The sequence below is a fragment of the Chitinophaga varians genome (genome assembly GCF_014529945.1).
Taxonomy (GTDB): domain Bacteria; phylum Bacteroidota; class Bacteroidia; order Chitinophagales; family Chitinophagaceae; genus Chitinophaga; species Chitinophaga varians.
Map to the genome: position 1 here is coordinate 78,935 of NZ_JACVFB010000004.1, position 13,155 is coordinate 92,089.

7 protein-coding genes are annotated in these 13,155 nt (G+C 49.6%); 1 reads left to right on the top strand and 6 read right to left on the bottom strand.

The genetic code is table 11. The features are described from left to right. Positions 1-21: 21 nt before the first annotated feature. Positions 22-3,270 (bottom strand): TonB-dependent receptor, encoded by a 3,249-nt coding sequence (locus tag ICL55_RS20475; protein ID WP_188100787.1) that lies wholly within the window; start codon positions 3,268-3,270, stop codon positions 22-24. Positions 3,271-3,691: 421 nt separating this feature from the next. Here ICL55_RS20475 and ICL55_RS20480 point away from each other — a divergent pair, with 421 nt between their 5' ends. Beyond that, a complete protein-coding gene (locus ICL55_RS20480) occupies positions 3,692-4,894 on the top strand; it encodes a bifunctional 3,4-dihydroxy-2-butanone-4-phosphate synthase/GTP cyclohydrolase II (protein WP_188100790.1) in 1,203 nt (400 codons plus the stop codon). Between the two features lie 396 nt (positions 4,895-5,290). On the opposite strand, the gene ICL55_RS20485 is transcribed toward ICL55_RS20480, so the two are convergent. From ICL55_RS20485 to ICL55_RS20505, 5 genes are all read right to left on the bottom strand, one after another. Further along, entirely contained in the window at positions 5,291-10,054 is a 4,764-nt protein-coding gene (locus ICL55_RS20485; protein WP_188100792.1) for a translocation/assembly module TamB domain-containing protein, read from the bottom strand. Positions 10,055-10,230: 176 nt separating this feature from the next. Beyond that, complete coding sequence (locus ICL55_RS20490) at positions 10,231-11,100, bottom strand: TraB/GumN family protein (protein WP_188100794.1); 870 nt, start codon at positions 11,098-11,100, stop codon at positions 10,231-10,233. A 22-nt stretch (positions 11,101-11,122) separates the two neighbouring features. Next, on the bottom strand, positions 11,123-12,178 hold the full coding sequence (locus tag ICL55_RS20495) for an aminotransferase class I/II-fold pyridoxal phosphate-dependent enzyme (RefSeq protein WP_188100796.1): 1,056 nt from the start codon (positions 12,176-12,178) through the stop codon (positions 11,123-11,125). A gap of 6 nt (positions 12,179-12,184) precedes the next feature. Further along, complete coding sequence (locus ICL55_RS20500; protein ID WP_188100799.1) at positions 12,185-12,607, bottom strand: hypothetical protein; 423 nt, start codon at positions 12,605-12,607, stop codon at positions 12,185-12,187. Positions 12,608-12,610: 3 nt separating this feature from the next. Further along, positions 12,611-13,132 carry a DUF1572 family protein gene (locus ICL55_RS20505; protein ID WP_188100801.1) on the bottom strand — a complete coding sequence of 174 codons (522 nt, stop codon included), beginning with the start codon at positions 13,130-13,132 and terminating at the stop codon, positions 12,611-12,613. Positions 13,133-13,155 lie beyond the last annotated feature (23 nt).

The window sequence follows — 13,155 nt, forward strand, 5'->3', positions numbered from 1 at the left end:
TTTTATTGTAAGGTGATTAGCTTAGAAGCTGTAACGAACACCAATCTGACCTCTCCAGCGAGAAGTGAAGTTGTTGATGAAGTAAGGAGTTACGTCGCCGTCGCCATTTACGATTCTCTTGTAGTCATACTGGAATACAGGAGCGTTGGTAGTAGCATCGAATTTTCTGAAGGTGAGCGGTGTAGCCACCTGGTTGTTGATAAAGTAGGTTCTTCCCCAGTCTTTGTTCAGCAGGTTACCCACGTTCAGGATGTCGAAAGTAATTTCGACTTTGTGGTTTTTCCAGATAGGCAGTACCTGAGCCAGTTTAAAGTCGAAGATGTTTTCGAACGGCGTGCGGGAAGCGTTTTTCTTCGCGTTCTCGCCGCGGTGTTTGCTCAGGTATTTATCGTTGCTGATCAGGCTTTCCAGATCTGAACGCTGCTCTGCTTCTGTACGTTGGTAGATAACAGTACCGGCAGCGTTTTTCTGCTGGATAATGTCAAACCGCATAGCAGATACTTCAGCAGTAGTTGGGATGTAAAGCATGTCGTTGTTACCGTTGGCCAGTCTGTCATCACCGGTAGGATCAACAGAGTTGAAGTATACCCAGGTGTAAGGAGTACCGGATTGACCGTTGTAGAACAGGCTCACAGTAGTAGCGAAGTTCTTTTGTTTGCCATATTTGAAGGTTTTGGCAATTACACCCATTACACGGTGACCCATAGCGTAGTTAGCGCGACCCAGGTCCAGGTTGTTCAGGCCATTGATGTTAGGCGTAAATCTCCAGTTGGAGCTGGCGGTAGAAGAAGTACCGTCATTCACGGAATAAGCATCACCATAAGAGTAACCTACTTTCACGAACAGACCGTTGTTGGTTACTTTGGTCAGCTCACCGGAGATGTTATAGGTATAACCTTCGCTGGTGTTCTGCAACAGCAGTACCTGGTTGCCCCAGGCAGCAGATTTCTGTTTGTAGGCAGGACGTTTGATACCACCGCCCAATGCTACGCTGTCACCGGTAGGAATGATGTTCAGGTTGTTCCAAACGGCATTGTTGATGGTTTTAGAGAAGTTACCTTCAACGATTGCCTTCATACCCCATGGCAGTTGTCTTTCCACAGCCAGGTTGGTTTTGAACACCTGCGGGAATTTGAAATTTTTGTCGCTCAGGTTGATGTTAGCGCCGGATTTCGGGCTTACGTTAGCACCCATGGCCGCCAGCATGGTAGCAGAATACTGACCATAGAAGGGACTGTTGGGGTCATATTGGAAAGAAACACCGTTAGGCAGATCTTTTCCGGAGAGGCTGATGTTGGTGTAGATGTTACCGGAAGTGTTGTACTGGTTGGAAATCCACACGAACGGAACGCGTCCGGTGAAGATACCTGCACCACCGCGGATAATGGTTTGACCATCATTGGTCAGATCCCAGTTGAAGCCCACTCTTGGAGCGAACATCAGTCTGGATTTAGGAATGGTGGTAGTAGAGTATCCCGCGAAGTCAGCATCTTTATTAAAGTTCACGTTGTCCGGAGGAGTAGTTGGGAAGAATGGCATGTCTACCCTTACACCAGCGGTCAGGGTGAAGTTTCTGCGGACATTCCATTCATCCTGTACATAGATACCTACCTGTGCAGCTTTGAAACCGATGCCTTCACGAAGGGTGGAGTCAGCAGTAGTGTAGTTGATCTGGTATTGTTTCGGTTTCAGGCCCTGGAGGAATCCGTTGATGGAATCGTAGGAGTAGGAACCGAATGCACCCTGGATAAAGGTGTTTTTGATGTTGTACAGTTCAGCGTTAGCACCTACAGTGATGGTGTGTTTGCCTTTGTACATGGTCAGGTTATCTGTAAATGTCCAGATTTTCTGGTCCAGCGCGTTGGCTGTGGAAGAGAATTCGCTGCCCAGGTTAATGGTCCTGCTGTTGTCAACGATAGTAACAGTAGGGAAAGGCTGACCGAGGTAAGATCTTCTGTCTTGTACGCTATTATATCCCACTCTCAATTCGTTACTCAGCTTGTTGGAGAAGCTGGAGTTCAGCTCAATTACGCTGGAGTTACTTTTGGAAGGGAAGGAGTAATAGTTATTGTAGAAGGATGCAGCTGTGGGAGTACGGCCACCGGTATTGATATCGGTAGCGTCCAGGTAGTTGTGGCGAACTGTCAGTTTGTGAATGTTATTGATGTTCCAGTCAATACGGCCGAAGATAGTAGTTGCTGTCTTTTTACGCTCCTGGTCTGTATAACCGCCGAGGTCTACGTTATATTTGTTTTTAACGAAGTCGTAGATACGGGAAAGTTCGTCTACGGTAACACCGTTGGATTTAGTGCCGGGGTTGAAGTCAACCGGGTTGGTACGTTCCGTTCTTTCTACGTTAGCGAAGAAGAACAGTTTGTTTTTGATGATCGGACCACCGAGGCTTGCACCATAGATTTTGCTGTTGAAGTCGCCGTACGCCGTGTGAGCAGTGTCCGGAGATTTACCTACGAAGCTTTTGTTCTGGAGGTACAGGTAAGCAGAACCGTGGAAATCGTTGGTACCGCTTTTGGTGATGGCGTTGATACCGCCGCCTGTAAAGCCGCTTTGCTTAACATCGTATGGGTTTAAAACGATTTGCAGCTGATCGATTGTTTCGATGGAGATCGGGTTAGCACCAGCCTGGCCACCGTTGGTACCGGAAGCAGACAGACCGAATACGTCGTTGGTAACGGCACCGTCCACCGCAAACTGGTTGTATTTGTTGCTGGCGCCGCCGAAGGAGATACCCAGTGGTGCACCATCGCTACCTCTGGTGGAAACGGAAGCCTGAGGGCTCAGTTTCACGAAATCCTGTACGCTTCTGTTTACAGTAGGGATATTGTCGATCTGAGTACGGCTAACGTTCAGTGCAGTACCGCCGTTACCCTGTGTTACCGCTTTGGTAGCAGTGATATTGATTTCCTGAAGGGTGGTAGAGCCTTCAGTCAATTTTACGTTCAATTTCTGAGGAGTACCCAGCTGCAGGAAAATGTTGTTGAAAGTTTCCGTGCCGTAGCTGATAAAAGATACCTCCACTTTGTAAGGACCACCCACACGCATGTTGGGGATGGTGAATTCGCCACCGTTACGGGTGGTGGTTCCATAAACTGTACCGGATGGCGTGTGAATTGCCTTTACGGTGGCGCCGATCAGGCCTTCGCCTTTGGAATCCGTTACAACACCGACCATGCTACTGGTGGTTACCTGTGCATAGGTTAAGATCGTTGTGAGTAATAAGGAAAAGGTAAAGAGTAATTTTCTAAATCCCATGATTAGAGAAGTTTGTTTCATGGCGCAAAGGTGCCAAAAAACTTTGGGAAAATTTTAACGCCGAATTAACAAATTGTTAAGTCGTGGAAGAACACATAAACCTCGATAAATTTTTTTGATATCTTAACAGGTTAACTCACATTTGCCGGATGTTTGTTCAGGAATTTCAAAAAAAATTATGAATCCTCAAATCGGGCTATTTGCTAATGCATAAAAGCGTTATCCAGACTGAACTTTATTGTGTTCCAGATTGTTGCACGCTTAAGTTATTCGCCAAATTTCTTATTTGTTAAAATCTAACTGTATAATTATCAAATCGAGAGGAAATTGCTCCGATTTCAAACAGAATGTTTCCTTGCCTATTTCCCGTGTTTAAGTCGTAACTTTGCGGTCATTCAACATTGACCCGGAGGGATAATATATGTTAGATACAATAGCAGCAGCAATAGAAGATATCAAGAACGGCAAACTGGTAATCGTAGTAGATGATGAAGACCGCGAGAATGAGGGTGACTTTATTACCGCAGCGCGTAACGTTACGCCGGAGATCATCAACTTTATGAGCACACACGGCCGTGGCCTGATCTGCGCTCCCCTGGCAGAAGAACGCTGCGAAGAACTGGGACTGGAACTGATGGTGAGAGACAATACCGCCCTGCATCAGACACCCTTCACTGTATCGGTAGATTTACGCGGCCATGGCTGCACTACCGGTATCTCCGCACACGATAGAGCCAAAACAGTACAAGCGCTGATCGACCCCAACATCAGACCGGAAGAACTCGGCAAGCCCGGGCACATCTTCCCACTGAAAGCCAAAACCGGCGGCGTCTTACGTCGTGCCGGCCATACGGAAGCAACGATAGACCTGGCCCGACTGGCAGGCTTTGAGCCCGCCGGCGTACTGGTAGAGATCATGAACGAAGACGGCTCCATGGCCCGACTGCCACAACTGCGGGAGATAGCCGATAAGTTTGACCTGAAACTGATCTCCATTCAGGACCTCATTTCCTATATGCTCAGCACCGAAACCCTGATTGAAGAAGGGGTAAGGGTTCAAATGCCTACCAAATACGGCAATTTCGAACTTATCGCTTTCAAACAGGTCAATTCCGGCGAGATCCATATGGCACTGAAAAAAGGCGACTGGGCAAAAGACGAACCGGTCCTGGTACGCGTACACTCGTCCTGCGTCACCGGCGATATCCTCCACTCCCTGCGCTGCGACTGTGGCGAACAGCTGCACGCTGCCATGCAGATGGTGGAAAAAGAAGGAAAAGGCCTTATCCTCTATATGAACCAGGAAGGCCGGGGTATCGGTCTCATGAACAAACTCAAAGCCTATAAACTACAGGAAGAAGGCCTCGACACCGTGGAAGCCAACCTGGAACTCGGCTTTAAAATGGATGAACGCGACTACGGCGTTGGCGCCCAGATCCTGCGGCACCTCAACATCACCCAGCTGCGCCTCATCACCAACAACCCGCGCAAACGCGCTGGCCTCAGCGGCTACGGCCTTGAAGTAGTGGAAAACGTGCCCATCGAAATACATCCCAACCCGTACAATGAAAATTACCTGCGGACCAAAAGGGATAAACTGGGCCACGAAATCCTGAAAGGCTGATCATACTGATATAATATTATATAGATATCATTCATCCCGGAGCGCTCTGCTCCGGGATTTTTTTTCCCAGGGCTGAAGCCCTGGGCTACGTTGTGTTTCAGGTCCTCACAATAAAGCGTGCTTTTTACCATGAACAAGGTGTTTATCCGGGCAAACAAATCCCCAGTCAAACAACCTTCACTGCTTCTGCTCGTTCTTCGTAGCTGCAGCCTTGTTAGGGGCCGCATACCCTCACTAAATGTTCCTAAAAAGGCAGTGCCCCAATAAATTTATAGCCTAACCATTTAAAGGATTTGAACAACAAACATAGCCCGGGGCTTCAGCCCTGGGAACCTGGGAACCTCGGAATGCGTGAACCGTTGCCATTCCAAATTCAAACGCATATTCAACGGCGCATTATTTTTTTTCGGTAGAATCCTCTTTAGGCTTCAGGGCAGCGGCCTTACGAAGCGAATCCATGAGCGGAGTACGGCCACGGCGCTGACTGTGGAACAGTTCTCCCAGGCGGTTGAACTCACGGATATAGGAGATGCCCACGCCTGATTTCGTACGGTTGTTGAGGTTATATACGTCGTAATCCGATTTACTGAACGCATTGATGCGGAAACGCCCGTCGGGTGTCAACAGATATTCGATACGGAAATCGCCGGCAAAACGGTTGGCATTGGCGGAGGTGGAAGATTTGCCCCAGTCATAATCGCCACCGGCGTATAACCGGAAGCGGTTATTGAACAAGGTACTGGTGATACCGGCGCTTACCTGGTTACGGTCTACGGAGTTGTTGTCCGCAGGGCCGCCCGGACCACCTACGTTATAAGCACGATAGTTGACATTGACACCGATACCGCTGCCTTTAAGCAGGGCGCCGGTGATATTGTTGAGGATGGCGGATGCCTGGGCGGATAAGGCCTGGCCTACGCTGTTTTTGCCGGTAATGCCTACGTTGGCGGCAGCATTGGTGGTGGCATCGTCAGGCAGGAACTGGTTGAACAGCAACAGGCCGTACATCTGCAGCAATGCTTTGTTCTGGTCGTTGTTGATCTCTTTCAGTTTGGCAGCCACACCGCTTTCATAAGAAAGGCTTCCTACGTCCGGCAGCTCAATGGTATAGGAGATGTCCGGTTTCATCAGGGCGCCGCGCAGGTTGATCAGTACGTCCACGCGTTCTGTGCGGGTAGCCAGTTTGTCATTGGAGCTCACGGTGGCGGCTTGTCCCAGCAGGTTATACAGACTGACTTTGGGCAATGAGTATTTGGCGGTGATGTTCACCTTAGCTTCCTGCGGATCGCCATTCCAGGTAATAGTACTGTTCTTTTCGATATCAAACTTCCAGCTGGTCAGGCGCTGGAACGTAAAATTATAAGACCCGTTGTTGATCTCGTAGTTGCCGAACATACTGAAATCCCCTTCGGTATTGGCAATGATCTGAAGGTTACCGCTACCGTTGGCGGAGATAATATCGCCGGTGGTGGCATCCAGGATCACATCGATCTGTGCATCGGGGTTGGCGGCAATGTCCAGCTTTACGGTCAGCTTGGTATTATCTTTTTTCCGTTTGTTCTCCTTGACTTCTGTACCGTAGGTTTTGAAGATGATATAATCATATTTACCGATGTCTTTACTGTCAGACATGGGGAGATAGAAGTGGGTACCTTTCAATGGCCGGGCCAGAATATGCATCTGCATATCGTTGATGGGGCCTGAGAAATAGACTTTTCCGTCTGCCAGCACGTCTCCGTAAAACAGGTCGCTGTCGGCGGAAGTGGTGCTGAGGAACAGGAAATTGCGGCCGGTTACGTCAAAGTCGAAATTCAGTTTGTTGAAATGATCGTGACTGATATAGCCGCTCGCAGTGCCTTTGCTGCCGTATTTATCAATAACGGCGAAGTTGCCGAATTCAATCAGGTTATCGTCAATATTGACATTGAGCCGGGGGATTTTATAACGTGTGCCCAGATAATCGACGGTCACGGCTACGGTGTCCAGCTGCAGGCTGCCCCGCATGGAAGGCAGGTCGGTGGTACCGGAGATATTTACTTTTCCGGTAACGGCGCCGGTGAGGTCGGAAACATATCCTGTCAGGTATTTGCTGAGCAAATTGATGGACATGGCGTTGAAATCCACAGAGGCGTCGATATCCTTATTGGTAGCGGAAAGTCCGACCTTGCCCTGTGCCAGGAAGTTCTTGCCTTCGTTGTCAGATTTAACGAGGAAGGTAGCGGTACCGGTGCGATGCAGGTAGCTACCATCGATATTAAGCGTACCGATAGAATCATTGTCTATACGCAGCTCCCGTGTACGCAGCGCTGCTGTCACATCGAGGTCCTGCGTAGGGTCAGTGATGTGAATGGTGCCATCGGTGATGCCCTCAATGCGGGTGGTGATCAGCTGGGAAGGGATCACGTCAGGGAGGTTCAGGTTTTTAAGCGTAACGATGAACCGGGATTCGTCCGGGTTGAATTCGTTGGTCTCTACCGTGATGCTTTGATCATTGCGGGTGACGCGCAGATTGTGTACGGTGAGGAAGTCCTTGCTCCAGTATATTTCATTGCCGGGGGTAACGTTCCATTGCCGCTCGTTGACGGTAAAGGCACTGTTGAGGAAATTGACTTTAACACCTTGTCGGACGGTGACGATGCGGGCATAGAAACCATCCAGTGAAGAGGTGTCCTGCGCCTGCAAATCTACTTTCAGATAAGAGGTGTCGTTACCGGAACTGGCCAGTATCAACGGGTTTTGCAGGATGGTGTTGGTGCCGGACAATACTTTACCAATGCTGGTACTGATATTGACTTTGTTGAAAGTACCGTCTCCCTTTACCTGCAGGTCCTGCACCCGGTATCCGAGATACCCGGCTTCGGGGATATTGATGTTGAGCGACAGGTTACCGCCGTTCATGGTGTTGAGGCCTCCCTGAACGGAGGTGTTATCGAAGCCGGTAAATTTATTGGTAAAGCCTTTTAGCAGTTTTTCCACTTCTCCGAACTGGAAGGCGAAGGTGAAATTCTCCTGAATGTCCGCGTTCTGCGGGGCCAGGAAATAGCTGGGATAGTATTTGTATAACAGCAGCTGGAAAGCATCCGGCAGTTCCATGAGTTTGTACGACCCTTTTACATAGCCGCTTACCTCACTGCCATTCAGGCTTAACACTTTCTGATTGTCCTGCATATGGGTGGCTACACGGAGAGAGTCGAACTCCAGCCGTTTACCGTCTTTGTACAAAGACACCTCATGCATACGGGCGGTACCATCGAAGTTGTCGATGGTATTACCGGCGAAATTGAGGTCCATCGTAGCTTGCAGCGTAACAGAGTCCTCCACGATATGCAGCGCTTTGAGGTCTGCTTTGCGAAGGTCTGAGTGGAAGTTAAAGACGGGCAGCGCCTCGTTGAAGTCAATGGTACCGGTGAAATCCATATCCAGATTGGGATCTCTGGAAGCCAGCGAGCCATTGAAGAACTTGCGGCTCATGGTACCGTTGGTTTTGATGTTGCGGTACGTATAGCCGAATAGGCTCATTTCCTGTACATCAGCATCCACACTGGCTTTGAGCGTTTTGAAGTTGAAGCCGGCCCCGTCTACTTTGGCATTGAGCGTGAGGGTAGACAGGTTGTTGTTATCGAAAAGGGTACCTACGTCAAATCCGGTAGTGGTAAGGCTTCCGGAGTAAACAGGCACATCACGGCTGGTCTTGAAGTTAAGGTCGGAGCTGAGCTTGCCCAGGTTGGTCTGGAACTGGCCATAGGCCACGAAGTCATTGATAAAGCCGGTATAACTTCCCTGAAAGCGGATAGACGTGAGTTTATCCATGCGGATGGCCTTCACGTCTTTTACGATCGGCATGATCTGCATTACATCTGCGCCGGTGGTGACCAGTTCTTCTGTATGAAAATCGATGAAAGTTTCATAGATATCCGGCAGGCCACGCAGTTCGATGCTGCCTTTCAGGCGGGTGGTGGCGCCGGCTTCCAGTTCTATGTCGGAGGCTTTCAGGTTGCTCACCGGGCCACGGGCCTTGCCGGTCAGCGTAATTTCTTTTTTCCAGGTAGACAGTGGTGGCGCAAAAAAAGCGATATCGTCTGATGACAGCCTGCAGTCCTTGAAACGGGCCTGCATGAACACGTTGTTCACATAGTCGTTCATGTCGCTGATATCGGAGTACTGCATCGTATAGTAGTCACCGATATGGCTTCGGTTCGTTTCCAGGTCCAGTCGGGAGAACTCCATCTCCACGGGGGACATTTTGAAGCGGCTGGTGAGCTTTTTCACTTCAAAGCCGGACCGTTCTTTGGTGCTGAGGGTAAGGTCGCCGATGATACTGTCTTTCACCAGGCTGGTATTGGTGAGTGACAGGTTGATCGCTCCAAAGCGGATATGGTTAGGAGCGAAGTAACCCTCTTCTATTTTGGTGCTGTCGTCCGGCATATCCACGCCCAACATGCCATTACGGATATGCAGTTCTTTCAGTAACAGCTTCCAGTTGCCATAGTTCCAGCGAAGCTCACCTGGCGCCGTACTGTCGGGGACAGGGTTGCCGGTGAGGTGCGGGCGTTTGTGCCGCAGTGGGGAAGAGGAGTAGCTGCTGATAATAAAATAGGGGTTATCGAGAAACAGTTCCTGTATGTCGATATTATGTTTTTGCAGGTCGAGGTTTTTGGCATCGAGGAAAATGCGTTTGGCATAGCCGCGCATGTCTTCACCAACCCAGGCATCAATCTGATTGATACGGATATTGCGGAGGTCTATTTTTTTCAGGTCAAGGGAGATGCCTTTGGACGGGGCCTGTGGTTTGGAAGGAGGAGGGCCGGAGAAGGCTTCTTCCAGAAAGTGATAATTCCAGACAGAATCGTTGCGGGGCCTTAGCAGATTGACCTGCGCATCTTCCAGTCCAACGAATTTGATAACGGGTTTGTCCTGAAAAAAGAACCAGTCAGTGATACGCACCTGCAATTTGCCCGCGTACAGGAGAGTGTCTTTATGCTGATCTTCGATGAGTGCTCCTTCCAGCTGCATACTGTTGAACAGCCGTAACGTGACGCGGTTTATTTCGACCCGTGTGTGGAGCTGATCGGACAAACGCGATGTCACCTCCCTCACCAGCAGGTTCTGGACTGCGGGTATATTGATTAATACTCCCACCAGAATGATCAGGCCTAACAAACACAGTAAAATGATAGTTAGTATTTTCCGAACTTTTTTCAGGCAGCAAAGTTTATCCGGCAAAAATAGGGGTTATTTAGCCATTTTGTTATTTTGTTATTTAGTCATTTATGTATCTCTGGGCTCTACAGCCTCCTGAATTATCAAAATAAACAAATAACAAAATGGCTAAATAATCAATTGACGGCTTCTACTTTGTAACCTTCTTTCCTTAACAGGATAATAAGCCCTTTGTCGCCCGCCAGGTGGGCGGCGCCTACGGCAACAAACACGGGGCCTTTCGACATGAGTTGTTCGAGTTGTGGTATCCATGCGGCATTACGGCGGAAGAGCATCAGGTCCTGATAACCTTTCAGGTCGGGGGATTGTACAATCAGTTTGTACAGTTTATCAAGGTCTTGTTGTTTCCAGGTGTCCTGCATGATGCGGGCTTCTTTGTCATTGTTTTTAATATCCTTCACCAGCCGCACAATCATTTCTGCTTCTGTTTTATCGGGGATGCTGTCAAACAACGCCATCTGTGATTCTACTGTTTCGAGTGTGGCGATGGGTATCTTTTTATTGGTGGCCAGGTTGGCCAGTTCCCTGTCTGGTGCGGCGATGTCCTGATTTTCGCAGGGTACCTGTTTCATCATCAGCAGGGTGGTCAGCATAAACGGCTTTGCCTTATCGAGCGGGGCAAGGCTGAAATGCAGGGAATCCTGGAAGAAGCGGTCTACCATGGCGTATTGTGAGGAATCGAACAATTTTCGCAGGGAGTAGTTGTCGTCCTGATTGAATATCAGGGCTTTCATTTTGTCTTTGTTGTCAGACATCAGGTCTATCTCCATACACATGGTTCGGGCGCCCTGCAAGGCATCGGTGACGGCAGGAGCAAAAGACAGGTCGTTTTTACAGACCAGGTGCATGGTACCAAAGAGGTAAGAGGGGGCGCTGAGGCCTTTACCGGTTACTTTCCATAACAGGGATTTACCCTGCGCATTGGCGGAGAGCTGTACCAGCAGCGCCAGCAGCAAGGGACCGAGGGTTTTCAGAAGGCGTAACATTTGTCCAAAATTTTTTGTGTTGTTAATAACCATATTCTTTCAGGAACTGGTAAAGGGTCAGGATATCCTGCTGGGTATGCAGTGCTGATATGATGGCCCTATTTACCGGTAGGCTGTGGGGAAACGGGTAAGGGAAACTGGAAATGATAACATCTCGTTCGGCCAGATAGTTTAACAATGGTTGTTTTTCTGTCGGCTGTGGGAGGATGAACACGGGCAGTCCATGTGGGTTGTGGATAGAGGAATTGGCGGCCAGGTGCAGGAAGTAAGCCACATTCTGTTGCAGCAGCATTCTCTGTTGCCGGACGAGGTCGACTGACTGCAACCAGGCATGGGCGCCGGCAGGCATCATGGGGGTGCTGCCGGTAAAGAAGCCGTTCTTTTTGAGGGCAACGATATCTGCTGCATGACCGGCCACTACGCCACCTTCTACGCTATAGGCCTTGGCCAGCGAGGCGGTAATGAGGTAGCGCACCTGATCGGTGGGAGGCAGAAAATGAATGCTGCCCTGGCCCCGGGGGCCCAGGATACCGATGCCATGAGAATCATCTATGAGCACCAGCACTTTGCGTTGCAGCAGACGGAGCCAGTCGAAAGTGTATACCTCTCCGGTGATAGGATTCAGCGCATCGGAGACGATTACATAATGATGGTCAGGCTGACTGTTCACCAGGGCGACAGTATCCTGCTCCCATTGTGCCCTGTTACCGGCCGGTAGTTGCGGATTGCCCAGCCATAATGCCGGATGGGCGCCCGGCGCATAACAGAGCTGGCCGCGGGTAGCGGCGTAATGGATAGCTGCCTGCGCGGCCATATAGCCGGAGGAAAGCACTACAGCGGCTTGCTGGTCCAGATGGGCGCAGAGGGCATGTTCCATTTCTTCAAAAAGCGACAGTCGGACGTTGCCTGCTCTGGAAGAGGGGAAAAGTGTTCCATAACGGTGGATGCCTTCTGTGAAGGCTGTTTTAAAAGCAGGTTGCTGATGTAAACCGAGATAGGAAAAGCCCGAGAAGAACAGGCAGCTGCGATTGTCAACTGTAACGGTCCTTCCCGGGGTGATATCGGTGTGTAGAAGCATAGGTAGCTATTCTTTTCGGGTACGCAGAATAAAGTGGTAGTCACCGGATTTCACTTTCATATCAAAGTGGGATTCATCCAGTTTTTCCACGGTGACCAGATTTTCCGCCGAACGGGAGCCGTTGGAGGCGGTGACGGAGATCACCTTGCCGTTGCTGAGCAGGAAGTATTTGCCCGAATCCGGTTTGCCTGCGATGGTGGCCACAAATACATTGTTGTCCAGAAACTGGTAGTATACATCGGTGTAGTAGCCGTCTTTCAGGTCTTTGGCCTGAATGAGCTGGGTGTTGTTATAAGGATCACCCTGCGGCACTTTTACATCGTATACACGCCATTTTTTGTGCTTCAGCAGTTCGTCTGTCCTGCCACTGTTGCAGGCGAACAACGCTACTGCGGGCAGGATAACGGTAATGAGAGTACGTAGTTTCATAAATTATTTGTTCCCGAATTTTTCCCTGTTGAAGGCATCTGACTGGCCTTTAGGAATAGAAAGGCTTTGCCAGTTTTCGCCAAGGATCATTTTACCGATATATACCATTTGTCCTACATGGTAGGGTACATGGGTCATTTGCCGATTAATGGCATCGAGTACGGAATGGGCTTCTGCGCGGATGTAGATGGTTTTTTCGAGATCATCCGGTGTGATGCTGCCGACAGCATTCAACAGGCAGGCCCACCCTTCATGCCAGCGTTGCAGGATGGCTTCTTTGGATGCCTGGTCTTCTTCAAATTCCTCGTCACGGTGACGGTCAGGCTTCTCTCCGTCGGTGGTGAGGAAGTTGGTCCAGCGGGACAACATATTGCCGCGCAGGTGTTTTACGATCATCGCGATACTGTTGGGTTCTCCCTGGGGCTGCCAGTGCAGCTGGTGGGTATCCAGCCGTTCAATGGTTTTGGTGCCCATATCATAGTAGGAGCGGAACCGTTGTAAGGCACTGTCGAGATATAATTTCATTTGGTTATTTTTTTATTTGGGTA

What these genes read in the sequence shown, in the direction of transcription:
- ICL55_RS20480 (WP_188100790.1), top strand. Translation starts at nt 3,692, where the DNA reads ATGTTAGATACAATAGCAGCAGCAATAGAAGATATCAAGAACGGCAAA.
- ICL55_RS20495 (WP_188100796.1), bottom strand. Translation starts at nt 12,178, where the DNA reads ATGCTTCTACACACCGATATCACCCCGGGAAGGACCGTTACAGTTGAC.
- ICL55_RS20505 (WP_188100801.1), bottom strand. Translation starts at nt 13,132, where the DNA reads ATGAAATTATATCTCGACAGTGCCTTACAACGGTTCCGCTCCTACTAT.
- ICL55_RS20475 (WP_188100787.1), bottom strand. Translation starts at nt 3,270, where the DNA reads ATGGGATTTAGAAAATTACTCTTTACCTTTTCCTTATTACTCACAACG.
- ICL55_RS20490 (WP_188100794.1), bottom strand. Translation starts at nt 11,100, where the DNA reads ATGTTACGCCTTCTGAAAACCCTCGGTCCCTTGCTGCTGGCGCTGCTG.
- ICL55_RS20500 (WP_188100799.1), bottom strand. Translation starts at nt 12,607, where the DNA reads ATGAAACTACGTACTCTCATTACCGTTATCCTGCCCGCAGTAGCGTTG.